Origin of the sequence: Actinoplanes sp. CA-051413, assembly GCF_050955795.1 — a bacterium.
In the GTDB taxonomy this organism is placed as follows: domain Bacteria; phylum Actinomycetota; class Actinomycetes; order Mycobacteriales; family Micromonosporaceae; genus Actinoplanes.
This window is the reverse complement of record NZ_CP192100.1, coordinates 5133151-5154218: the sequence shown is the minus strand read 5'-3', so window position 1 is coordinate 5154218 and position 21068 is coordinate 5133151. Positions and strand designations below refer to the sequence as shown.

25 protein-coding genes are annotated in these 21068 nt (G+C 71.9%); 14 read left to right on the top strand and 11 right to left on the bottom strand.

The genetic code is table 11. The annotated features are described in order from the left end of the window. Positions 1 to 18 precede the first annotated feature (18 nt). The 3 genes from ACQP2Y_RS24345 (at position 19) to ACQP2Y_RS24335 (ending at position 2416) form a co-directional block, all read left to right on the top strand. Entirely contained in the window at positions 19 to 906 is an 888-nt protein-coding gene (locus tag ACQP2Y_RS24345; RefSeq protein WP_433717172.1) for a LysR family transcriptional regulator, read from the top strand. An 84-nt stretch (positions 907 to 990) separates the two neighbouring features. Further along, positions 991 to 1527, top strand: a complete 537-nt coding sequence (locus ACQP2Y_RS24340; protein WP_433717170.1) for a SigE family RNA polymerase sigma factor — start codon at positions 991 to 993, stop codon at positions 1525 to 1527. Further along, positions 1520 to 2416 (top strand): hypothetical protein, encoded by an 897-nt coding sequence (locus ACQP2Y_RS24335; RefSeq protein ID WP_433717168.1) that lies wholly within the window; start codon positions 1520 to 1522, stop codon positions 2414 to 2416. Before ACQP2Y_RS24340 ends, ACQP2Y_RS24335 begins: the two co-directional genes overlap by 8 nt. A 6-nt stretch (positions 2417 to 2422) precedes the next feature. Here the strand turns inward: ACQP2Y_RS24335 and ACQP2Y_RS24330 are convergent, their stop codons facing one another. Genes ACQP2Y_RS24330 through ACQP2Y_RS24320 form a run of 3 tightly spaced genes read right to left on the bottom strand, consistent with a single transcriptional unit; the run spans position 2423 to position 4514 of the window. Further along, positions 2423 to 3568 carry an RNA polymerase sigma factor gene (locus ACQP2Y_RS24330; RefSeq protein WP_433717166.1) on the bottom strand — a complete coding sequence of 382 codons (1146 nt, stop codon included), beginning with the start codon at positions 3566 to 3568 and terminating at the stop codon, positions 2423 to 2425. 3 nt (positions 3569 to 3571) lie between these two features. Further along, positions 3572 to 3979, bottom strand: a complete 408-nt coding sequence (locus ACQP2Y_RS24325; protein WP_360819236.1) for a YciI family protein — start codon at positions 3977 to 3979, stop codon at positions 3572 to 3574. Between the two features lie 37 nt (positions 3980 to 4016). Next, the gene (locus ACQP2Y_RS24320) at positions 4017 to 4514 is read right to left on the bottom strand and encodes a pyridoxamine 5'-phosphate oxidase family protein (RefSeq protein ID WP_433717164.1); all 498 of its coding nucleotides are present in this window, start codon (positions 4512 to 4514) and stop codon (positions 4017 to 4019) included. A gap of 113 nt (positions 4515 to 4627) precedes the next feature. On the opposite strand from ACQP2Y_RS24320, the gene ACQP2Y_RS24315 reads away from it, so the two are divergent. After that, positions 4628 to 5092 carry a tetratricopeptide repeat protein gene (locus ACQP2Y_RS24315; RefSeq protein WP_433717162.1) on the top strand — a complete coding sequence of 155 codons (465 nt, stop codon included), beginning with the start codon at positions 4628 to 4630 and terminating at the stop codon, positions 5090 to 5092. Here ACQP2Y_RS24315 and ACQP2Y_RS24310 read toward each other — a convergent pair. Together ACQP2Y_RS24310 and ACQP2Y_RS24305 are read right to left on the bottom strand one after the other, a co-directional pair. Beyond that, a complete protein-coding gene (locus tag ACQP2Y_RS24310; protein WP_433717160.1) occupies positions 5046 to 5549 on the bottom strand; it encodes a hypothetical protein in 504 nt (167 codons plus the stop codon). The two genes, ACQP2Y_RS24315 and ACQP2Y_RS24310, sit on opposite strands and share 47 nt — an antisense overlap. Beyond that, positions 5522 to 6604 carry an FAD-dependent monooxygenase gene (locus ACQP2Y_RS24305; protein ID WP_433717158.1) on the bottom strand — a complete coding sequence of 361 codons (1083 nt, stop codon included), beginning with the start codon at positions 6602 to 6604 and terminating at the stop codon, positions 5522 to 5524. Before ACQP2Y_RS24305 ends, ACQP2Y_RS24310 begins: the two co-directional genes overlap by 28 nt. Before the next feature lie 255 nt (positions 6605 to 6859). Here ACQP2Y_RS24305 and rox point away from each other — a divergent pair, with 255 nt between their 5' ends. Continuing rightward, the gene (rox, locus tag ACQP2Y_RS24300; RefSeq protein WP_433717156.1) at positions 6860 to 8290 is read left to right on the top strand and encodes a rifampin monooxygenase; all 1431 of its coding nucleotides are present in this window, start codon (positions 6860 to 6862) and stop codon (positions 8288 to 8290) included. 286 nt (positions 8291 to 8576) lie between these two features. Then, complete coding sequence (locus ACQP2Y_RS24295) at positions 8577 to 9158, top strand: GNAT family N-acetyltransferase (protein WP_433717154.1); 582 nt, start codon at positions 8577 to 8579, stop codon at positions 9156 to 9158. Positions 9159 to 9181: 23 nt separating this feature from the next. Here ACQP2Y_RS24295 and thrS read toward each other — a convergent pair whose 3' ends face one another. Continuing rightward, complete coding sequence (gene thrS / locus ACQP2Y_RS24290) at positions 9182 to 10405, bottom strand: threonine--tRNA ligase (RefSeq protein WP_433717152.1); 1224 nt, start codon at positions 10403 to 10405, stop codon at positions 9182 to 9184. A gap of 343 nt (positions 10406 to 10748) precedes the next feature. Between thrS and ACQP2Y_RS24285 the strand changes: the two genes are divergently transcribed. The 3 genes from ACQP2Y_RS24285 to ACQP2Y_RS24275 all read left to right on the top strand — a co-directional run bounded on the left by ACQP2Y_RS24285 (position 10749) and on the right by ACQP2Y_RS24275 (position 13541). Beyond that, the gene (locus ACQP2Y_RS24285; protein ID WP_360552087.1) at positions 10749 to 11174 is read left to right on the top strand and encodes an Hsp20/alpha crystallin family protein; all 426 of its coding nucleotides are present in this window, start codon (positions 10749 to 10751) and stop codon (positions 11172 to 11174) included. Between the two features lie 281 nt (positions 11175 to 11455). After that, positions 11456 to 13144, top strand: a complete 1689-nt coding sequence (locus ACQP2Y_RS24280) for a sulfatase (protein ID WP_433717149.1) — start codon at positions 11456 to 11458, stop codon at positions 13142 to 13144. A gap of 40 nt (positions 13145 to 13184) precedes the next feature. Then, the gene (locus ACQP2Y_RS24275; protein WP_433717147.1) at positions 13185 to 13541 is read left to right on the top strand and encodes a DUF6204 family protein; all 357 of its coding nucleotides are present in this window, start codon (positions 13185 to 13187) and stop codon (positions 13539 to 13541) included. Here the strand turns inward: ACQP2Y_RS24275 and ACQP2Y_RS24270 are convergent. The 5 genes from ACQP2Y_RS24270 to ACQP2Y_RS24250 form a co-directional block, all read right to left on the bottom strand. Further along, positions 13538 to 14413 (bottom strand): aldo/keto reductase, encoded by an 876-nt coding sequence (locus tag ACQP2Y_RS24270; protein ID WP_433717145.1) that lies wholly within the window; start codon positions 14411 to 14413, stop codon positions 13538 to 13540. The genes ACQP2Y_RS24275 and ACQP2Y_RS24270 overlap by 4 nt on opposite strands. Before the next feature lie 17 nt (positions 14414 to 14430). Beyond that, a complete protein-coding gene (locus tag ACQP2Y_RS24265; protein ID WP_433717143.1) occupies positions 14431 to 15447 on the bottom strand; it encodes a beta-ketoacyl-ACP synthase 3 in 1017 nt (338 codons plus the stop codon). 220 nt (positions 15448 to 15667) lie between these two features. Continuing rightward, a complete protein-coding gene (locus ACQP2Y_RS24260) occupies positions 15668 to 16207 on the bottom strand; it encodes a GNAT family N-acetyltransferase (RefSeq protein ID WP_433717141.1) in 540 nt (179 codons plus the stop codon). Beyond that, positions 16204 to 16593, bottom strand: a complete 390-nt coding sequence (locus ACQP2Y_RS24255) for a VOC family protein (protein ID WP_433717139.1) — start codon at positions 16591 to 16593, stop codon at positions 16204 to 16206. The genes ACQP2Y_RS24260 and ACQP2Y_RS24255 overlap by 4 nt, the downstream gene beginning before the upstream one ends. Before the next feature lie 3 nt (positions 16594 to 16596). Continuing rightward, on the bottom strand, positions 16597 to 17067 hold the full coding sequence (locus ACQP2Y_RS24250) for a heme-degrading domain-containing protein (protein WP_433717137.1): 471 nt from the start codon (positions 17065 to 17067) through the stop codon (positions 16597 to 16599). Between the two features lie 166 nt (positions 17068 to 17233). Here ACQP2Y_RS24250 and ACQP2Y_RS24245 point away from each other — a divergent pair, with 166 nt between their 5' ends. The 5 genes from ACQP2Y_RS24245 to ACQP2Y_RS24225 all read left to right on the top strand — a co-directional run bounded on the left by ACQP2Y_RS24245 (position 17234) and on the right by ACQP2Y_RS24225 (position 21067). Beyond that, positions 17234 to 18025 carry an endonuclease/exonuclease/phosphatase family protein gene (locus ACQP2Y_RS24245; protein ID WP_433717135.1) on the top strand — a complete coding sequence of 264 codons (792 nt, stop codon included), beginning with the start codon at positions 17234 to 17236 and terminating at the stop codon, positions 18023 to 18025. Between the two features lie 82 nt (positions 18026 to 18107). Then, positions 18108 to 19262: an NAD(P)/FAD-dependent oxidoreductase gene (locus tag ACQP2Y_RS24240; RefSeq protein WP_433717133.1), complete on the top strand. Its 1155-nt coding sequence runs from the start codon at positions 18108 to 18110 to the stop codon at positions 19260 to 19262. After that, positions 19259 to 20143, top strand: coding sequence for an RNA polymerase sigma-70 factor (locus ACQP2Y_RS24235; RefSeq protein WP_433717131.1), 885 nt, complete (start codon positions 19259 to 19261; stop codon positions 20141 to 20143). Before ACQP2Y_RS24240 ends, ACQP2Y_RS24235 begins: the two co-directional genes overlap by 4 nt. 37 nt (positions 20144 to 20180) lie before the next feature. After that, positions 20181 to 20630 (top strand): MarR family winged helix-turn-helix transcriptional regulator, encoded by a 450-nt coding sequence (locus ACQP2Y_RS24230; protein ID WP_433717129.1) that lies wholly within the window; start codon positions 20181 to 20183, stop codon positions 20628 to 20630. Between the two features lie 17 nt (positions 20631 to 20647). Next, the gene (locus ACQP2Y_RS24225) at positions 20648 to 21067 is read left to right on the top strand and encodes an organic hydroperoxide resistance protein (RefSeq protein WP_433717127.1); all 420 of its coding nucleotides are present in this window, start codon (positions 20648 to 20650) and stop codon (positions 21065 to 21067) included. The last annotated feature ends 1 nt before the right edge of the window (position 21068 follow it).

The window sequence follows — 21068 nt, the reverse complement described above, 5'->3', positions numbered from 1 at the left end:
GAACCGTAAGCTCAGCTGATGCTGGATGTCCGGCGCCTGCGCCTGCTCTGCGACCTCGCCCGCCTCGACACGATCAACGCTGTCGCGCAGGCGCACATGTACACGCCGTCCGCGGTCTCCCAGCAGCTGTCGGCCCTGGAACGCGAAGTCGGCCTGCCCCTGCTGGAACGCACCGGCCGGCGCGTCGCCCTGACCCCGGCCGGCCGGGTCCTGGTCCAGCACGGCGAGTGCGTGCTGGCCGCGCTCGAGCAGACCACCACGGCGATCGCCGCGCTGGCCACCGGCCTGTCCGGGCCGTTGCGCATCGGCGCGTTCCCCACCGCGGTCCGCACCCTGCTGCCGGCCACCCTGGTCGCCCTGGCCGAACGCCACCCCGGGCTGGAGCTCATGGTCACCGAGCTGGACCCGGCGGCCGTCCCGGACGCGCTGCGCGAGCACCGGCTCGACGTGGGCCTGCTGCACGACTACGACGTCGTCCCGGTCAAACCCGACCCGATGCTCGACGCCGTGCCGCTGCTGGACGAGACGGTGTACCTGGCGCTGCCGTCGACCGGTTCGGGGTCGCTGCGGGACCAGCGTGACGCGGACTGGATCGTGGCGAGCCCCGGAACGCTGTGCCACGACGTGACCCTGCACGTGTGCCGAGCGGCGGGCTTCACGCCCCGGGCCCGGCACCAGGCCGACGACTTCACCACGGTGCTCGCGCTGGTCGCCGCCGGCCAGGGCGTGTCGCTGGTGCCCGAACTGGCCACGGCGAAGCCACCCACCGGCGTCTGGCTCGTGCCGTTGCAGACGCGCCGGCGTACCCGGATCGCGTACCGTCGCGGCGCCGCGACCCACCCGGCGGTAGCCGCCTTCATCACCGAGATCCGCGCCGCCAGCAGCGGTTTCGGCGACCCGCGCTGAGAAATCTCCGGTTCGCTGCAACCGGCGGGCCGCCCGGCGGCGTGCCAGGGGCAGAGGCACGCACCGAGGGGAAGCGGGTTCGGCGTGACGGACGAGGACTACAGGGCGTTCTATGCTTCGGCGTTCGCCCGGCTGGTCGGGCAGGTCTACCTGCTCACCGGCGATTTCGGCGAGGCCCAGGACGCCGTGCAGGAGGCGTTCATCCGGGCCTGGAGCAGACGGCGGCGCTTCGCCGACGGCGACGAGCCGGAGGCGTGGATCAGGACGGTCGCGCGCCGGATCGCGGTCAGCCGCTGGCGGTCCGGCCGGTCGCGGCTGGCGGCGTGGCGGCGGCACGGACCGATCGCGGACGTACCCGCGCCCGGGGTGGAGACGCCGCTGATCGTGGCAGCGCTGCAGCGGCTGCCCGAGGAGCAGCGGCGCGCGATCGTGCTGCACCACCTGTGTGACCGCTCCGTCGATCAGGTCGCCGCGGAGACCGGGGCGCCGCCGGGCACGGTCAAGGCCCGGCTCTCGCGCGGCCGCGAAGCCCTGCGCCAGATCCTCGACGAGGCCGACACCACCCCGGCCCTGCCCGCGGGGCAGGACACCATCGTGAGCCTGGAGGGCCGCCATGTCTGACAACGAGAACCCCCTACTGGACAATCCGCTGCCCGAGCTGGAGGCCCTGCTGCGGGACGCCGCCGCCGACGCGCGTCGGCGGGCGTTCGTGCCCACGTACGAGTCGGTCGAAGGTGTGGCCCGCGGCCGCCGCACAGCGCGAGTGGCCGCCAGCAGCTTGTTCGCGGTGGTGCTCGGCCTGTCGATCGGCGGGGCGGTCATCGCCGGAGCCGGGCGCGGCGACAACGACAGAACGCCGGACCGTCAGCCACCGGCGGCCTCGGCTGTCGCGCTGGATCCGTCGCTGCGCCAGTACGAGACCAAGATCCCGGTGCTGACCTGGACACCGGACCCCGGCCGGGACGCGGATTCGGTCAGCCGCCAGCGGCAGTTCTACACCGCGGTGTTCTCCGCCCTGGGCCAGGGTGACCACGACTACTCCCACATCAAGGACCTCAGGAAGGTCTTTGCCGACGCCCCGGCCGCCGGCCCGGCGATCGCCATCGACCAGTCGACCACCAGGGCCCAGCTGGAACGCGCCGCGACGGATCTGCTTGAGATCGACGGGGTGCGTGACGCGAAGGTCGTCGTGGTCACCGGCCTGTGGTTCACCGTGTCGGCCGCCCGGCCCGCCGTCACCACCAACGGCCGGACCGAGAAGCCGCCGGTCCTGGACCCGGCCGGGCTGAAGATGCGGGGCACCGCCAGCGGCAGCGGCAAGGACATCACCACGGGCCGGCCGACGGTCTGGGTCCGCGGCACGTACGTCGGACCGCCCATCACCCGGGCCCTGTTCGACCAGATGCGCCGCCGGGCCGCTGATGCGGTCCACATCGACATCAGTCAGGTCGTCGTCACCGCGGAGTCCACCAGGCCCCGGAACTCCGTGCCCATCCCGGTCAGGAGCTGACGCCGCTCAGCCACGCAGCAGGGCGTTGAGCCGGGCGGCCTGCCGGGTGAGGTGCTCGCGTTCGGCGAGGCTGGCCGCGCCCTCGGCAGCCGCGGTGTAGAGCCGCGCCGCAGCCACCCGGTCACCGTCACGCTCGTGCAGGTATGCCGCGACGGCCGGGTGGCGCGGCAGCGCGGGGTCCAGCTCCGCCAGGGCGGCGAGTCCGGCGCGCGGGCCGTCGGCCTCACCGACCGCGACAGCCCGGTTGAGGCGGGCCACCGGGCTGTCGGTGAGGCGCACGAGTTCGTCGTACCACTCGACGATCTGCACCCAGTCGGTCTCCCCGGCCGTACGGGCGTCGGCGTGCAGTGCGGCGATGGCCGCCTGGGCCTGGAACTCGCCCAGCCGGTCGCGGGCCAGCGCGGCCTGGAGCACGTCGACGCCCTCGGCGATCAGCCGGGTGTTCCACCGGCTGCGGTCCTGCTCGGCGAGCGGCACCAGCCGGCCGCCGGGCCCGGTACGCGCCTCGCGCCGGGCGTGGTGCAGCAGCATGAGCGCGAGCAGCCCGGCGACCTCCTCGTCCAGGGCCCGGGCGGCCAGCTCGCGGGTGAGCCGGATCGCCTCGCCGGCCAGGTCCACGTCACCGGAGTAGCCCTCGTTGAAGACCAGGTAGAGCACCCGTAGCACGGTGGCGAGATCGCCGGGCTGGTTGAACCGCACCCCGGCGACGGTCCGCTTGGCCCGGCTGATCCGCTGGGCCATGGTCGCCTCCGGCACAAGGTACGCCTGCGCGATCTGGCGGGTACTCAGCCCGCCGACCGCCCGCAACGTCAGCGCGACCGCCGAGGCCGGGGTCAGCGACGGGTGCGCGCACAGGAAGTACAGCTGGAGCGTGTCGTCGACCACCTCACCCGGGCCGGGCGGCGGTTCGGCCTCGACGCGTACCTCCCGGTGCCGGCGGGACGCTTCCGCGCGCGTCGCGTCGAGGAATTTGCGCCAGGCCACGGTGACCAGCCAGCCCTTGGGATCGCGGGGCGGGTCACCGGGCCACCCGCGTACGGCTTCGAGCAGGGCGTCCTGCACGGCGTCCTCGGCCGCCGCGAAGTCGGCGCCGCGACGCACGAGAACGCCGATCACCGTGGGGGTGAGGCTGCGCAGCAGGGCCTCGTCCACTTCTCACTCCGTGATGGTCTCGGGCTCGGTGTAGGCCGGGCGCAGTTCGAGCCACTCGTGGATCGGCTTGCCGCCGGCCCCCGGCGCCGCGGACAGCTCAGCGGCCAGTTCCAGCGCCCGCTCGTAGCTGTCCACGTCGATCATCATCCAGCCGGCGATCAGGTCCTTGGTCTCGGCGAACGGTCCGTCGGTGATCGGCGGGCGCCCCTCGCCGTCGGAGCGCACGAACGTGCCCTGCGGGGAGAGTGCCTGTTCGCTGACGAACTCGCCGGTGCTCTCGAGCCGGGCGGCGAAGTCACGCATGTACTGCAGGTGGGCCGACACCTCCTCCGGGGTCCACTGGTCCATCGGCACGTCGTTGGGCGGTGCCGGCGCGCCCCGATAATGCTTGAGCAGCAGATACTTGGCCATCACGGTCTCCTGTCGGTTCGGGTACGGCTCATTGTGCTCAGGCCCGCTGCCGTTGCTCGCGTTGCCGCACCAGTTCCTCGACGGCGCTGGGCAGTGTCGTCTCGAAGTCGATGAGCTTGGCCCAGGTCGGCGTCACCACGATGCGAACCATGCCGTCGTACAGCGAGCGCACCTCCGCCTCCCACTGCACCCGCTGCTCGGCGGTCATGGTGTAGGAGCCGTTCATCTGCAGGTACTCCTGCGGGATGCCGTCGACGGCGTCGAGCTCGGCCCGGCCGCGGATGAGCAGGATCTTGGGCGGGTGCACCTCGGTGTCGATGGTCAGCGCGACCATCGGGTTGACCCGCAGGGACGGCAGCTTCGGGGCGTTCGTCGAGGTGCACATGACGATCTGCGAGCCGTTCCAGGTGAACGCGATCGGCACGTTGCGCGGGGTGCCGTCCTTGGCGACGTACGCCAGCCGGGTCAGGTCCCGGGCCAGCATCTCCTGGCTGAGTGGCCGGTGCAGAACCTCGGTGATCTCATCCTGGTGCACGGTCGTCCCTCTTTCCTCGTCCCCGGCCGCCGGTGGTGGCCGCTGGTGTCCCCTGGGACGCAGCCGCCCTGACGTTCTCGACACGCGACGCCGACCGAGTTCAGAATTTTCCGGTGACGGACACTGATCCCACCCTTGCCCGCATCGCCCGGGGCGTGGAGCTGCACCATCACCAGGGCCGGCCGGACGCCGCCCGCGAGGTGTTCGCCCGGATCTGGGACGAGATCGGCGGCGAACGCGGTGATCCGCTGCATGTCTGCGTCCTCGCGCACGCCCTGGCCGACGTGCAGGACGACGTCCGGCAGGAGCTGATCTGGGACCAGCGCGCGCTGGTCGCGGCCGATCAGCTCACCGATGCCCGGGTCGCCGAAGCCGGGGTGCCACTGACGGCGGCCGGCCTGTATCCGTCGCTGCACCTCAACCTGGCCGAGTGCTACCGCAAGCTCGGCGACCTGGGCCAGGCCCGCGACCACCTGCGGCAGGCGCAGGCGGGGATCGGCGCGCTCGGCGATGACGGGTACGGGCAGCTGATCAGGAGCGGCCTGGACCGGCTGACCCGCCTGCTGACTCCGGGTTAGGGGTGCCGAACCAGGTGGCCAGCGCGTCGAGGAGCCCGTCGGTGCCGTCCGGGCCGAGGGCCCACGCGACGTAGCCGTCCGGGAGGATGAGCAGGGCCTCGGCGGGTGGTGTCTGTGCGTGGGCGCGGACCAGGTCGACGCGGTCGCGCCACGCTCCGATCAGGTCGGCCAGGTGCCCGGAGCCGGTGAGGTCGACCAGCAGCGGCCGGCCCGCCCGCAGGAGTTCGGCGAGGCGGGTGGTCCGGCTGCTGATCCGCAGGTCGAGCTCCGGCGCGAACCGCCCGGTCACTGCATGGGCGGTGCCGGCGTGCATCCGGTACGCGAGATCAGAGCCGGCCATCAGCCCGGCGATGTGCCCGGTGACACCGGGAAGGTCGAGCAGCTCGCCGACGACCTGGCGTAACGCGGTGACCGCAGGACCGGGAGACATCAGCGCGAGCTGGGCCTGGGTCTGCATGGTGACCCGCCCGGCGGCCGGTTGACCTCGGCGTGGTAGCTGTCGAGCAGTCCCGGCGGTGCCCAGCCGTGCACCTGCGCAGCGAGTTTCCAGCCGAGGTTGGCCGCGTCCTGCAACCCGAGGTTCAGTCCGGGCGCGCCGACCGAGGGATGCACGTGGGCGGCGTCACCGGCGAGGAACACCCGGCCCTGACGGTACGAGGTGGCGATCCGGGTGTTGGCGACGTACCCGCGGCGCAGCAGATGCGGCCCCGGCGTCGGCGGTGCGGCCAGCGGCAGATCCTGCCCGAGGACCCGGTGCAGGCTGTCGCGTACCTCGCCGAGGCTGACCGGGACGTCGCCGTCCGGCGCCGGGCCGTCCCACTCGATCACCGACACCATCAGGACACCGGGGGTGTGCGGCACCATCACGTAGGCGCCGCGTTCGGTGCGGTGCCAGGCGTACAGGCCGATCCGGTCCCCGCTGGGCAGGATGACGGCGGCGGCTTCGGCGCTGATCGACGACCCCGGCACGCTCACGTGGGCGGCCCGCGAGACGACGCCCGGATCGGTGTGGCCGGCGACGGAAACCCCGATCTGCTTGCGGACGCCGCTGCGCGCGCCGTCACATCCGACCAGATAACCGGTACGCATCCCGTAGGCGCCGTCCGGGCCCTGCATCCGTACGGAGACACCGTCGTCGTCCTGGCGCAGCTCGAGCAACCGGTGCCCGCGCCGCAGGTCCACGCCGAGTTCCCGGGCCTGCTGTTCCAGTAGCGCCTCCAGCTGCGCCTGGCGGATCTGCAGGCTGTACAGGGGATTGTCGGCCAGGCCGGACAGTTTCAACGGCAGCGCGCCGAACAGGAAAGCCGGTGCGGCCTGCGGCCGCTTCGCGAGGAACCCCCGGTGGTCCAGGAAACGCACCACCTGACCGACCAGAGCATTGGCCTTGTACGCCGTGCTGGGCTCGGGCAACTGCTCCAGCACGACCGGGCGCACGCCGGCGAGGGCCAGTTCGCCGGCCAGCAGCAGCCCGACCGGGCCGCCACCCACGATGATCACCTCAGCAGCAGACATGCCGGGCACCATAGCGGCGGCTGACCAGGGCAAACGCCACCACCCGTGGTCGTCGGAAACAGCGCCCGTGAGATAATTGGGTGGACGGCGACGGGTGCGACTTGTAGCTTGCAGACGATCGTGACACCGCCCGAGGAGGTGAGACCCATGAACGCTGTATCGCTGTGGGTGCTCCCCCTCCCGTCACGGCCGGGCGACTGACGTAGGTGTCGCCGGAGCGCCCCACCACTGGGCACTCCCGAAAGGCCATCACCTATGCACACTTTCGACGTGATCATCGCCGGCTGCGGTCCGACCGGCGCGATGCTGGCCGCCGAGCTGCGGCTGCACGACGTACAGGTTCTCGTCCTGGAGCAGGACACCGAGCCCGTGTCGTTCGTCCGCATCGTCGGCCTGCACATCCGCAGCATCGAGCTGCTGGCGATGCGCGGTCTGCTGGAACGCATCCGCGAACGCGCACGACAGCGTCCGGCCGCCGGTTTCTTCGCCGCCATCAACAAGCCCGTGCCGCCGGGCCTGGATTCGGCCCACGCCTACCTGCTGGGCATTCCGCAGCCGGTAATCGTCGACCTGCTCGAACAACACGCGACCGCCCTGGGCGCGGAGATCCGCCGCGGCTGCGCGGTGACCGACCTCCAGCAGGACGACGACGGCGTGACCGTCGAACTGGCCGGCGGTGAACGCCTGCGCTCGCGTTATCTCGTCGGCTGCGACGGCGCCCGCAGCACTGTGCGCAAGCTGCTCGGTGTCGCGTTCCCCGGCGAGCCGTCCCGGACCGACACCCTGATGGGCGAGATGGAGGCGGGGGCGCCGCCGGAGGAGATCGCCGCCAAGGTGACCTCGGTTCGCGACACCCACAAGTCGTTCACCGTGCAGCCCTTCGGCGACGGTGTCTATCGCGTCGTGGTCCCCGCAGCGAAAGTCAGCGAGCGGGCGGAACCGCCGACGATCGAGGACTTCCGGCAGGAGCTGCGCACGGTCGCCGGAACCGACTTCGGCGTGCACTCGCCGCGCTGGCTTTCCCGGTTCGGCGACGCGACCCGGCTGGCCGAACGCTACCGGGTGGGGCGGGTGCTGCTGGCCGGCGACGCGGCGCACATCCATCCGCCCGCGGGTGGGCAGGGCCTCAACCTGGGTGTGCAGGATGCTGTCAATCTCGGCTGGAAGCTGGCCGGCCAGGTGCGCGGGTGGGCGCCGGACGGGTTGCTGGACACGTACCAGGCCGAACGTCATCCGGTGGCGGCGGAGGTGCTGGACAACACCCGCGCCCAGATGGCGCTGTTCTCGCCCGAGCCGGGGGCGCAGGCGCTGCGCAGGCTGCTCAGTGAGCTGATGGACTTCGACGAGGTGAACCGCCACCTGATCGAGAAGATCACGGCGATCGGCATCCGGTACGACTTCGGGGCGGGGCCTGATCTGGTCGGTCGCCGGTTGCGGGACGTCGAAGTGAAGCAGGGGCGGCTCTACGATCTGCTGCATCGCGGGCGGGGGCTGCTGCTGGACCGCACCGAACGGCTGAGCGTCGGCGGATGGGCGGACCGGGTGGACTACCTCGGGGATCCGACTGCGGCGGTGTCTGTTCCGGGGTTGTTGGTGCGGCCCGACGGTTACGTCGCCTGGACCGGGGACGACCAGCAGGGCCTGGACGCTCAGCTGTCCCGCTGGTTCGGCAAGCCCGTTCTCTGATCAGGACGGCTTTCTCTCAGCGATTGCGACGCTCTCTCGATCGGTCCGGCCAGCCAGCTCTCTCTCAGACCGTCCTACGGAAGACGCCGACGATCCCCTGCGGATCGTCGGCGCTCCGGAGCGGTCACGTCGTGCCTGGTTTACTGGATTGCAATTATCAATAATCCAATAATCCAGAGCGAGGCTTGCAAACGGACAAAACGCTAGCACACCATAATGACAGTTATGGTGTAACGGGGACGGGCGATGGAGCCACTGGATCGTCGCGTCGGCCTACGATCGGCTGATGTTCCAGCCGAGCTATCCGATGCGGACGCCGCGCCTCGCTCTGCGGCCCATCACCGTGGACGACCTCGACGACGTCCATGCCTGGCAGAGCCGACCCGACGTCGTCCAGTGGATGGCCGGGGCCGAGCCGCGTACCCGCGAGCAGTCACGGGCCTCGGTGCTGGCCATGGTCGGCGAGGACGCGCTGCGGGCCGAGGGCGACTGCCTGACGCTGGCCGCGACGACCGAGGCCGGCGTCGTCGGGACCGTGGAGCTGGTCTGGCGCAGTGAGCAGGACCGGACTGCCGAACTCGGCTACGTCTTCCATCCCGACCACGGGGGTCGCGGTCTGGCCACGGAAGCCGCCGCGGCCCTGCTGGACTGGGGTTTCGACCAGCTCGGCCTGCACCGCGTCTACGCCCGGTGCCACAGCAGCAACGCGGCGTCCGCCCGCCTGGTGACCCGGCTCGGCATGCGCCAGGAGGCCCACCACGTGGAGAGTTACCTGTTCCGCGGCACGTGGGCGGACCAGCTGGTCTTCGCCATCCTGGCCCAGGAATGGCGGACAAGGCAGCAGCAGGCGGGCACGACCAATCCCTGACCCGCTGCCGCCCTGACCTCGCCTCAGCCCTCGGCCGGCAGCAGCTCGTGCGACCGAGCCGCCGCCACCGCCCGCACCAACCCCACAGCCTCCGCCCGAGACATAGCCGGCACCTGCCGCCCGTCACGCAACCGCAGCGCCACCAGCCCCTCGGCCTGCTCCCGCGGACCGATCACCGCCACGTACGGGATCTTCCGCCGCGCAGCATCCCGGATCCGCGCCCCCACGGTCCCGTCCCGGTCGACCTGCACCCGCAGCCCCACCTCGATCGCCTCCCGGGCGAAGTCGTCGGCCGCCTTGTCCTGCTCCGCCCCGATCGGCAGAACACTGACCTGCACCGGCGAGTACCAGACCGGGAACACCCCGGCGTGGATCTCCAGCAGAGCCGCGAACAGCCGTTCCATCGACCCGACCAGGCTGCGGTGCACCATCACCGGGCGGGCCTTCGCGCCGGCCGGGTCGGTGTAGGACAGGTCGAACTGGGCCGGCTGGTGGAAGTCGATCTGGATGGTCGACAGGGTCGATTCGCGGCCGGCCGGGTCGGCGATCTGGATGTCGATCTTCGGGCCGTAGAACGCGGCTTCGCCCTCGACCGCCTCGTACGGCACCTCGGCTGCGTCCAACGCCTCGCGCAGCAGTCGTTCGGCCTGGTCCCAGTCGTCGTCGGAGCCGGCGTACTTGCCGCCGGGGCCGCGCAGGGACAGCTGGTACGACGACACGTGCAGGCCCAGCGCGGCGTGGGCCTGGCGGATCAGGTCCAGCACGGCCGACACCTCCTGGCCGACCTGGGACACCGGGCAGAAGGTGTGCGCGTCGTTGAGCGAGATCGCCCGGACGCGGCTGAGGCCGCCGAGGACCCCGGAGCGTTCGGCGCGGTACATGCCGCCGATCTCGGCGAGGCGCAGCGGCAGGTCACGGTACGAGCGGGCCCGCGCCTTGAAGATCAGGGCGTGGTGCGGGCACAGGCTGGGCCGCAGGACCAGTTCGTCGCCCAGGTTCATGGGCGGGAACATGTCGTCGGCGAAGTTGCGCCAGTGCCCGGACAGTTCGAACATCGCGCGTTTGCCCAGCACCGGCGAGTAGACGTGCTGGTAGCCGGCGCGCCGTTCGAGGTCGTACAGGTAGCTCTCGACCTCGTGACGGGCGGCGGCGCCGGCCGGTAGCCAGAACGGCAGGCCCGCGCCGATCAGCGGGTCGGAGTCGAAGATGTCGAGTTCACGGCCGAGTTTGCGGTGGTCCACGTGCATCGGTTTCTCCCTGGTTGCGGGCCCGGCAACCGGTCCAGGGACAACGAACGTGGCCCCGGGCGGATCGCCCGGGGCCACGTCGTCGCAGATCAGATCAGCGCGGTGCTCCGCCGGGACATCCCGGCGTCGTCGTGGCGGACCTGAGGTTCATGCGATCACGGTACGGGCGCAGCCGCGCGACCGGCAAAGCGTTTTCGTCGCCGTCTTCCGGACCACCATCGCCTCGGCCGTAGAGGATGGCGCTGAGTGCTTGACAGCACACCGACGGTCGTTGTATTTCAGAAGAAGTTGAGTCTGCCGGACTCAAGAAGCCTGGTGAGGGAGCACCAAGGAGGAGATGACCATGCTCATGCGCACGGATCCGTTCCGCGACATCGACCGCATGTTCGAGCAGCTCGCCGGCACCGCGGCGCGCCCGGCGGTGATGCACGTCGACGCCGAACGTGACGGCGACTGGTTCCACGTCTACTTCGATCTGCCGGGCGTCGACCCCGAGTCCATCGACCTGACCGTCGAGCGCAACGTGCTCTCCGTCCGCGCGCAGCGCCAGCGCGCCCGCCGCGACGGCGTGGAGAGCGTCATCGCCGAACGCCCGATGGGGGTCTTCACCCGCCAGTTGTTCCTGGGCGACACGCTGGACACCGACAAGCTCGAGGCCGAGTACGACAGCGGGGTGCTACACCTGCGCATCCCCGTCTCCGACAGCGCCAAGCCGCGCCGGATCAGCGTCGCCGCCGGCTCGGGAACCCCACGGCAGATCAAGGGCTGAGCACGATGCGCATCACCACCCACCTGGTCAACGACGGGGTGATCCGGCTGGCCGTGTCCGGCGAGCTGGACCTGGGCACCGCCGACCTGCTGGCCGACGCGTGCTGGACCTGACCGGCACGCTGGACCGGCTCACCGGAGTGCCGGCCCTGATCTGACGAGGACTGCTCTGACCGCAACCTGACACCGCCTGGCACAACGCGCGCCGGGCGGCGTCAGGATCGGTGAGTACAGTTCGCACCTGACAGGGGGCTCCACCGCAGCTGGTTAAGGATCGTCGGGTTGTCGTTCTTCACGCGCTTGCGCCGGCGCCGCGTCACCGCGGCCGTGCTCACCGTCCTGGCCGCGGTCCTGGTCTTCCTCGCGCTGGTCGTGCCGGACCAGATCACCCGGCTGCCGCCCGGCTCGTCGGTCCCGGCGGCGTTCGTGCGCATCCCGATCGAGGCACTGGCCGCGTTCGCGCTGCTGCTGGCCCTGCCGGCCCGCGCCCGCCGGGTCACCGCCGCGGTGCTCGGCGCCGCGCTAGGGCTGCTGACCATCATCAAGGTCATCGACATGGGCTTCTTCACGGTGCTGGCCCGCCAGTTCGACCCGGTGCTGGACTGGCCGCTGCTCGCCGACGGCTACCGCTTCGTCAAGGGCTCGGTCGGCAAGCCCGGGGCCGTCGCCGCCGTCGCCGGGGCGATCCTGCTCGCGGTGGCCGTCCTGGTCCTGATGATCCTGGCCGTGCGCCGGCTGGCGGCGGTCGCGGCTGCGCACCGTACCGCCAGCACCCGCGGCATCGCCGCGGCCTGCCTCGCCTGGCTGGCCTGCGCCCTGCTCGGCACCTCCTTCGTCCCCGGGGTGTACGTGGCCTCCGACAGCGCCTTCGTGCTGGCCCACGACAACGTGCTCAAGGTCCCGGCCGCCGTGCAGGACCGGCGCGCGTTCGCCGCGGAGGCCCGCGACGACGCGTTCCGTGACGTGCCCGCCGAGCAGCTGCTGACCGGGCTGCGCGGCAAGGACGTGGTGTTCACCTTCATCGAGAGCTACGGGCGGTCCGCGATCGAGGACCCCAAGCTCAACCAGCGCGTCGACGCCACCCTGGCCGAGGGCGGCCGGCAGCTCACCGCGGACGGGTTCGCCGCCCGCAGCGGCTTCCTGACCTCGCCGACCACCGGCGGCGGCAGCTGGCTGGCCCACTCGACGTTCCAGTCCGGGGTGTGGATCAACAACGAGCAGCGCTACCGCAGCCTGGTCTCCGGCGACCGGCTGACGCTGACCAGCGCCTTCCGCAAGACCGCGGCCTGGCAGACCGTCGGCGTCGAGCCGGGCGTCACGTACGCGTGGCCGGAGGGGCAGTTCTACGGCTTCGACCGCGTCTACGACTCGCACACCCTGGGCTACCGCGGCCCGGCGTTTAGCTGGGCCACGATGCCCGACCAGTTCACCCTGAAGTCGTTCACCGACCGCGAGTACACCCGGCCCGGCCGCGACCCGCTGATGGCCGAGATCACCTTCGTGTCCAGCCACACCCCGTGGGCGCCGCTGCCGGCCCTGCTGGACTGGGCCGACGTCGGCGACGGCTCGGTCTACACCGCCCAGCAGCGCGGCGCCCCGTCGGCCGGCGAGGTGTGGAAGGACGCGGCCCGGGTCCGCGAGGCGTACGCGAAGTCGATCAAGTACTCGATCGACAGCGTCGTGTCCTGGGTCCGCGAGTACGGCGACGACAACCTGGTCCTGGTAATGCTCGGCGACCACCAGCCGGCCCCGATCGTCGTCGGCGCCACCGCCAGCCACGATGTGCCGATCACCGTCGTCGCCCGGGACTCAGCCGTGCTGGACCGCATCGCGGACTGGGGCTGGACCGACGGGCTCGAACCGGCCCCGCAGGCGCCGGTGTGGCCGATGGACGCGTTCCGCGACAAGTTCCTGACCGCGTTCGGCCCGTCCAACGATCCGCCGCGGCCCCTCGCACCACCCAAGCGGTAAACCGGTGGAGCGCGGCCCGGGCGCCCTCTACGGTCGGCGCATGAGCACACGCACCATCCGGGTCACCGTCCGCGGCGCCTTCGCCGGTCTCACCGACGCCCAGCGCGCCGAGCTGCTGGCCCACGCCGGCGAGCACGACGTGGCGTTCGCCGCGTACACGCCTGAGGGGTCGCTGACCTACGACATCGCGGCGCGGCCGTTCTTCACCTTCCGCTTCGCCGACACCGTCGAGCAGGAGCAGGACATCCCGGCCGCGGTGACCCGCGCCGAGACCGCCGCCGCGGCGTACCTGACCGGGCGTGGCTACGGCTTCAAGGACCTCAGCTCGCAGGCCGTGGACATGTCGCAGATCCCGCTGGGCAAACGCGGCCGCAAACTCGCCGCCCGCGGCGACTAGAGCGTCGCCAACTGCTGGGCGGTGAGGCGCAGCGCTCCGGCGGCGACGTTCTCCCGGAGGTGCTTCACGCTGCTCGTGCCGGGGATCACCAGCATGTGCGGGCCCTGGTGCAGCGCCCACGCCAGGCGTACCTGTCCGGTGGTGGCCCCGTGCGCGGCCGCGACCGTCCGCACCGCCTCGTTGGTCTCCTCGCCGGCGCCTTTCTCGCGGGCGTCGCCGGCGAGGCTGAAGAACGGCACGAACGCGATGCCGCGTTCGCCGCAGACCCGCACGAGGTCGTCGTGGCTGCGGCGGTAGTCCAGGCCGTAGCTGTTCTGCACGCACACGACCGGCGCGATCGCCTGCGCCTCGTCGACGTGGGCGAGGGTCGCGGCGGACAGCCCGAGGTGACGGATCAGACCCTGCTCGCGCAGGGCGGCCAGGGCCGCGAACTCCTCGGCGCAGCTGCCGTGCCCGGGCCCGCGCAGCCGCAGGTTGACCAGGTCGAGGTGGTCGCGGCCGAGCCGGCGCAGGTTCTCCTCGACCTGGGCGCGCAGCTGCGCCGCGCTGCGGGCCCAGCCTTCTTCGCCCGGGCCGACCTTGGTCGCGATGAGCAGATCTTCCGGGTACGGCCACAGCGCCGCCCGGATCAGCTCGGTGGCGTAGCGTTTGTCCCCGGTGCCGACCTGCAGGGTGCCGCCGGGGGAGACGTAGAACGCGGCGGTGTCGATGTGGTTGACGCCCAGTTCCACCGCGTGCCGCAGCACCCGCACAGCCGGGGCCGGGTCCGGGTCGACGGTCAGGCGCATCGACCCGAATCCCAGCCGGCGCACGGTGTGCCCGGCCAGGGTGAACGTTCCGGCGGCAGCGGCGTCGATCTTGTCGGTGGGCATCGCGCCAACCTAGCGCGTCACTGCTCGGTGGCGATCACATCCACCTGGGGCCAGGTCATCATCGCCGAGGCCCAGGTGAGGCCCCCGCCGAACGAGGTGGCCAGCAGCCGGTGGCCGGCCAGCAGGGCCTCGTCGCGGCAGGCGTCGCCCAGTGCGAGCGGGATGGACGCCGCGCCGGTGTTGCCGACGCTAGCCACGTTGCCGATGCAGCGGTCGGCCGGTACGCCGATCTGCTCGGCGACCCGGTCCAGGATCCGCTGGTTGGCCTGGTGCGCGACGAAGCGGTCGACGTCGGCGACGATGTTCCCGGCGGCACGCAGCACTTTCAGCGCCGAGGCGGTCATGTGCTCGACCGCGCGGCGGTAGACCTCCTGGCCGGAGACGGCCCAGTACGGGTCGCCGGGCTCGGCCGTGGTGCGGGCCCGTTGGCGGCAGCCGCCGTTCTCGATGCGGATCAGGTCGGCGGCGGCGCCGTCGCTGCCCAGGTCGAACGGGCCGATCGCGCCGGGCTCGCCGGTCTCACCGGCGCGCAGCACGACCGCGCCGGCCCCGTCGCCGAACAGGATCGCCGGGCCGCGGGCCTCCGGGGTGTGCTCCAGGAAGTACGAGTTGGTCTCCGCGCCGATCAGCAGGACCCGCTCGGCGATGCCCGCCGCGATCAGCCCGGCGCAGGTGGCCAGGCCGTAGACGAAGCCGCTGCACACCGCGGCGATGTCGAACGCGGCGGCCGGGGCGACCCCGACCCGCCAGGCGACCTCGGGGGCGGTGGCCGGGCTGAGCCGGTCCGGGGTCGTGGTGGCGACCACGACGGCGTCCACGGCGTCGGTCTGGGCCGACTTGAGCGCGTTGCGGGCGGCGGTGGTGGCCAGGTCAGCCGTGGTGGTGCCGGGGTCCACGACGCGGCGCTGGGCGATGCCCGTGCGCCGGCGGATCCACTCGTCGCTGACGCCGAGGGCCGGCGCCAGTTCGGCGTTGGACACCGTGCGGCCGGGCACCGCGGTGCCCAGCCCTTGCAGTACGGCGACTCTGCTCACATCTCTCCTTCGGCGGGGTGGTCCGGTGCCGGTGACGCGACCACCAGCATCGGCTCCGTCTCGCGATACCCGCACCTCGTCACCGCACACCGCCGGGGGAAATCCGCCGTTCGAGTTGCCAGCCGGGGTCGCGCAGCACCACGCCCACCGTATGTCGGGCGGTCCCGGCAGGCACAAGCTCTACCCGGCGGTAGTTTTTCCTGTGTAACCAGACAGACACTCAGCGTGCCAATTCTGGGTCCTGGAGTTGCCGATGGCACACGTGCAGGTGACCCTCCAGCGGATACGGGTGACACGCCGACAGGGTCTGCTCGTACACGTAGCCGCTCTTGACCGCGACCCGGCAGGAGCCGGTGTTGTCGACCTGGTGCAGCAGCCGCAGCCGCCGCACGCCGGGAAAGGTGGCGAACGCCCACCGGGTCAGCGACCCGAGCGCCCGCGGGGCTATCCCGCGGCCGCGGGCGTACGCGGCGGTCCAGTAGCCGACCTCGGCGTCGTCGGCGGCCGGGTCGGGCCGCTTCAGCGCCACGTTGCCGACCAGCTTCCCGGCCTCGTCGAGCACCGCGAAGCTGAACCGGCTGCCGGTACGCCGGCCGGCGTGCTGCATCTCCAGCCACTGCCGCGCCTCGCCCGGGTCACCGGCCCGGACCCTGGTCCAGCGCTCCAGCAGCGGGTCACCCACCACGGTGATCAACGCGGCCGCGTCGTCGTCGCGCCACGGCCGCAGCGTCAGTCCCGCCACCGCCTCCGGGTCGTTCACGACGTGGTCAGGCCACGCTCGGCGGCGCTGCGCTCGACACAGAACTCGTTGCCCTCCGGGTCACGCATGGTGACCCAGCCCATCCCGTCCGGGGTCCGATGGTCCTCGTACACGGTCGCGCCCGCCGCGAGCAGCCGCTGCACGGTCTCGTCGCGGGTGCCGGCCGGCGGCTGGATGTCCAGGTGCACCCGGTTCTTGCCGGCCTTGTCGTCGGGCACCCGGATGAACAGCAGGCCGGGCGCGTCCGGCACCGGCGCGGTGATCAGCACCTCGTCGTCGTCGGGCTCCTCGTCCGGCAGGTAGCCGGTGACCTCGATCCAGAACCGGGCCAGCGCGTGCGGGTCATGGGCGTCGATCGTGATGTGACGCACGGGGTTCAGCGACATGGGTCAGACCCCGCTCAGGTGGGCCTCGATGGCCTCGACCACCAGGGCGTGGTCGTCGGCCTGCGGCAACCCCGACACCGTCACCACGCCGATCACCCCCACGTCCGGCACCCGCACCGGGAACGCCCCGCCGTGCGCGGCATAGTCGGCCGGGTCCACGCCGTACTTGGCGTCCAGCGCGTCGCCCTTGGCCGCCAGCCGCCGCCCGACCAGGAACGACGACGCGGCGAAACGCTCCACCACGCGCACCTTGCGGGCGATCCACACGTCGTTGTCAGCTGTGCTGCCCGGCAGCGCCGCGTGGAACAGCTGCTGCGTGCCCCGGCGGATGTCCACCGCCACCGGCAGCTCCCGGGTCGTCGCCAGGTCGACCAGCAGGCTGCCCAGGTGCCACGCGTCCGCGTTGTCGAACCGGGCGAACGTCAGGCGCTGCTCCTGCTCCTCGAGCCGGGTGATGAGATCGTCGTCGGTCATGGCGCCCATTGTCCGGCAAAGATCACCTCTCCGGCAAAGATCACCCGCGACCACGGCTGCGCCGCAGCCAGATCCCCAGCGACCCCAGGATCACGAACACCGTCATGGCACAGCACACCGCTTTGAACACAGCCCCCACCCCTCATCCCGGCTAAGGTCTTACCCCGTGCGCCTGGCCACCTTCAACCTGCTGCACGGCAGATCCCTGTCCGACGGCAACGTACACGCCGACCGGGTCGCCGCCGCCGTCGCCGACCTGGACGCCGACGTACTGGGCCTGCAGGAGGTCGACCGCGCCCAGCCCCGCAGCGGCCTGCTCGACCTGACCGCCATCGCCGCCGAGGCCATGGGCGCGCCCGCACACCGCTTCGCCGCGGCCGTCGTGGGCACCCCGGGGGAGAAGTGGCAGCCCTGGCGCTCCGACGACGACAACGCCCACCCCCTGTACGGCATCGCCCTGATCAGCCGCTGGCCCGTCCTGCGCTGGCAGATCACCCAGCTGCCCGCCGCCCCGGTGCGCTCTCCGGTGTGGATCCCCGGCCCGGGCGGCGGACTGATGATGCTCAAGGACGAGCCGCGGGTGCTGATCGCCGCCGTCATCGACGCCCCCACCGGCCCGATGACCGTCGCCAACACCCACCTGTCGTTCGTCCCCGGCTGGAACGTGCGCCAGCTGCGCGCCGCCGTCCGCGCCCTGCGCGGCCTGCCGGCCCCGCGGGTCCTGCTCGGCGACCTCAACATGCCCTCCGGCCCGGTACGCGCGTTCTCCGGCTGGCGCTCCCTGGCCCGCAAGGCCACCTACCCCAGCCCGGCCCCGCGTGCGCAGCTCGACCACATCCTGGCCGACCCGCGCGGCGCCGGCCTGCTCGGCCCCGTGCTGCAGGTCCGCACCCCCGCCGTGGGCGTCTCCGACCACCGGCCCCTGGTCGTGCACCTGGATCCGCCACCGGCCGACTGAGCCCCGCCGGCTCCTCCCTGTCACAACGATCGCGTCGCCGGTGTCTTGAGGGCAGAACCTGTCCAGAACCGGAGGAACCAGCATGACCGAAGTCCTCGTGATCGGCGGCGGCTACGCCGGGGTCATGGCGGCCAACCGCCTCACCCAGCGCGACGACGTCCACGTGACCCTGATCAACCCGCGCCCGGTCTTCGTCGAACGGATCCGCCTGCACCAGCTCGTCGGCGGCACCCACGACGCGATCGTCGACTACCGGCAGATCCTCGCCCCCGGCGTCCGGCTCCTGGTCGACACCGTCACCCACCTCGACGCGGGCGCCCGCCGCGTCGCCCTGACCGACGGCGACACCCTCGGCTACGACTACCTCGTCTACGCGCTGGGCAGCGGCAGCGCCGACCCGCGCGTGCCCGGGGCAGTCGAACACGCCCACCCCATCGCCGCCCTGGAAGACGCGCAACGCCTGCGGCCGCTCATCGACGCCGCACCCAGCAGCGCCCCGGTGACGGTGGTCGGCGCCGGACCCACCGGCATCGAGACCGCCGCCGAACTCGCCGAGACCGGCCACGCCGTGACCCTGGTCTGCGGTGACGTGCTCGGCCCGTACCTGCATCCCCGAGGCCGCCGATCCGTCACCCGGCGCCTGACCGCCCTCGGCGTCACCGTCCTGGCCGGTCCCGGCGCGACCGTGACGGCCGTGACCCGCGACGCGGTTCACCTGCGCGACGGCCGGACGCTGCCCAGCACGGTGACGATCTGGACCGCCGGTTTCGGCGTGCCCGACCTCGCCGCTCGCAGCGGCCTGAGCACCGACGCCCTCGGCCGGCTGCGCACCGACGAGACCCTCACCAGCGTCGACGACGACCGCATCGTCGCCGCCGGGGACTCCGCGGCACCCTCCGGCCTGCCGTACCGGATGAGCTGCCAGGCCGCCATGCAGCTGGGCCCGCAGGCCGCCCGTACCGTGCTCAGCCGGATCGCCGGCGACCGGCCCGCGCCCGTCGAGGTCGGCTTCGCCGGCCAGTGCATCAGCCTCGGCCGGCGGGCCGGGATCTTCCAGTTCTCCCGCCGCAGCGACACCGCCACCCGGCTGCACCTCGGCGGCCGGCCCGGCGCGAAGCTCAAGGAACTCGTCTGCCGCAGCATCATCTGGCAACTGACCTACGAGGCCCGCCACCCGGGTGCAAGCGCCTGGTGGGCCAAGAACAACCAGCGCGCAGAGATGCTCGCGCAGCGATGAGCGAACACGCCACCGAGACCTTCGTCGCCCACCGCAACCTGCTGTTCACCGTCGCCTACGAGATGCTCGGCTCCGCCGCCGACGCCGAGGACGTGCTCCAGGAGACCTGGCTGCGCTGGGTCGACGTCGATCTCACCCAGGTCCACGACCAGCGCGCCTACCTGGTCCGCATCACCACCCGCCAGGCCCTCAACCGGCTGCGCACCCTGAAACGCCGCAAGGAGGCCTACGTCGGGCCCTGGCTGCCCGAACCGCTGCTCACCGCCCCGGACGTGGCCGACGACGTCGAACTCGCCGAGAGCGTGTCGATGGCCCTGATGCTCATCCTGGAAACCCTCTCACCGACCGAACGCGCCGTGTTCGTCCTGCGCGAGGCCTTCGACGTCAGCTACGACGAGATCGCCGCCGCGGTCGGCAAGAGCCCCGCCGCCGTACGCCAGATCGCCCACCGCGCCCGCCGCCACGTCGACGAACGCCGCCCCCGCCAGACGGTCTCCGTCGCCAGCAGCCGCGCGGCGCTGGCGGCGTTCCAGCACGCCCTGGAGACCCGCGACCTGCAGAGCCTGCTCGACGTCCTCGCCCCGGACGTCGTGCTGGTCAGCGACGGCGGGGGAGTCAAGCAGGCCGCCATGCGCCCGGTCGTCGGCGCCGGCAAGGTGGTCCGCTTCGCCACCGGCGGCCTCGGCAAGGTCCAGGGCCTGCTCACCTGCGAGCCGACCGAGGTCAACGGCAGCCCCGCACTGATCATCCGCCTCGACGGCGAGCTCGACGGGATCATGGCGATCCGCGTCGAGGACACCCGCATCGCCGGGCTCTACTACGTGCGCAACCCGCAGAAGCTCACCCGGATGACCGCTGAGACGACGCTCACCCACACCTAGGTTGTGCACAACTAAATCGCGTACTACCGTTCATCGCATGGCAGGCACCGACACCACCACCGGACTCGAGCAGATGATCTGCTTCGAACTCCACGCCGCCTCCCGCGCCATGACCGGCCTCTACCGCCCCGCCCTCGACGCCCTCGGGCTCACCTACCCCCAATACATCGCCCTACGCGTCATCTGGCACCGCGGCCGCCTCACCGTGCGCGACCTCGGCACCGCCCTGCACCTCGACAGCGGCACCCTCTCGCCCCTGCTCAAACGCCTCGAACACCAAGGCCTCATCCAGCGCGCACGCGGCACCGACGACGAACGCACCGTCTGGATCAGCACCACCGCAGCCGGCGCCGCCCTCGAACAACGAGCCGCGGACATCCCCGAACGCCTCGCCTGCGCCCTCGACCTCACCATCGAGGAATTCACCCACCTGCACCACCTGCTCAGCCGCATCCGCGACACAGCAGCCGCCACCAGCACCATCTAGGCAAGGAGAGCCCCACCATGAGCGCTGTCTACACCGCCTCGGCCACCGCCACCGGCGACGGACGCGGGGGACACACCCGTTCCAGCGACGGCGTCCTCGACCTCGACCTCGCCGTCCCCAAGGAGATGGGCGGACCCGGCGGCCACCTCACCAACCCCGAACAGCTCTTCGCCGCCGGCTACGCCGCCTGCTTCCACAGCGCCCTCAAACTCGTCGCCGGCAAGCAGAAGATCACCCTCACCGACACCGCCATCACCGTCGACGTCGGCATCGGCCCCAACGGCCAGGGCGGCTACGGCCTCACCGTCGCCATCGAAGCCGAACTCCCCGGCCTCGACGAGACCACCGCCCGCGGCCTGCTCGACGCCGCCCACCAGGTCTGCCCGTACAGCAACGCCACCCGCGGCAACGTCGACGTCACCCTGACGGTGGCCTGAC

What these genes read in the sequence shown, in the direction of transcription:
- ACQP2Y_RS24345 (WP_433717172.1), top strand. Translation starts at nt 19, where the DNA reads ATGCTGGATGTCCGGCGCCTGCGCCTGCTCTGCGACCTCGCCCGCCTC.
- ACQP2Y_RS24335 (WP_433717168.1), top strand. Translation starts at nt 1,520, where the DNA reads ATGTCTGACAACGAGAACCCCCTACTGGACAATCCGCTGCCCGAGCTG.
- ACQP2Y_RS24325 (WP_360819236.1), bottom strand. Translation starts at nt 3,979, where the DNA reads ATGGCCAAGTATCTGCTGCTCAAGCATTATCGGGGCGCGCCGGCACCG.
- ACQP2Y_RS24310 (WP_433717160.1), bottom strand. Translation starts at nt 5,549, where the DNA reads ATGCAGACCCAGGCCCAGCTCGCGCTGATGTCTCCCGGTCCTGCGGTC.
- ACQP2Y_RS24305 (WP_433717158.1), bottom strand. Translation starts at nt 6,604, where the DNA reads ATGTCTGCTGCTGAGGTGATCATCGTGGGTGGCGGCCCGGTCGGGCTG.
- rox (WP_433717156.1), top strand. Translation starts at nt 6,860, where the DNA reads ATGCACACTTTCGACGTGATCATCGCCGGCTGCGGTCCGACCGGCGCG.
- ACQP2Y_RS24295 (WP_433717154.1), top strand. Translation starts at nt 8,577, where the DNA reads ATGTTCCAGCCGAGCTATCCGATGCGGACGCCGCGCCTCGCTCTGCGG.
- thrS (WP_433717152.1), bottom strand. Translation starts at nt 10,405, where the DNA reads ATGCACGTGGACCACCGCAAACTCGGCCGTGAACTCGACATCTTCGAC.
- ACQP2Y_RS24285 (WP_360552087.1), top strand. Translation starts at nt 10,749, where the DNA reads ATGCTCATGCGCACGGATCCGTTCCGCGACATCGACCGCATGTTCGAG.
- ACQP2Y_RS24275 (WP_433717147.1), top strand. Translation starts at nt 13,185, where the DNA reads ATGAGCACACGCACCATCCGGGTCACCGTCCGCGGCGCCTTCGCCGGT.
- ACQP2Y_RS24270 (WP_433717145.1), bottom strand. Translation starts at nt 14,413, where the DNA reads ATGCCCACCGACAAGATCGACGCCGCTGCCGCCGGAACGTTCACCCTG.
- ACQP2Y_RS24255 (WP_433717139.1), bottom strand. Translation starts at nt 16,593, where the DNA reads ATGTCGCTGAACCCCGTGCGTCACATCACGATCGACGCCCATGACCCG.
- ACQP2Y_RS24250 (WP_433717137.1), bottom strand. Translation starts at nt 17,067, where the DNA reads ATGACCGACGACGATCTCATCACCCGGCTCGAGGAGCAGGAGCAGCGC.
- ACQP2Y_RS24240 (WP_433717133.1), top strand. Translation starts at nt 18,108, where the DNA reads ATGACCGAAGTCCTCGTGATCGGCGGCGGCTACGCCGGGGTCATGGCG.
- ACQP2Y_RS24235 (WP_433717131.1), top strand. Translation starts at nt 19,259, where the DNA reads ATGAGCGAACACGCCACCGAGACCTTCGTCGCCCACCGCAACCTGCTG.
- ACQP2Y_RS24230 (WP_433717129.1), top strand. Translation starts at nt 20,181, where the DNA reads ATGGCAGGCACCGACACCACCACCGGACTCGAGCAGATGATCTGCTTC.
- ACQP2Y_RS24225 (WP_433717127.1), top strand. Translation starts at nt 20,648, where the DNA reads ATGAGCGCTGTCTACACCGCCTCGGCCACCGCCACCGGCGACGGACGC.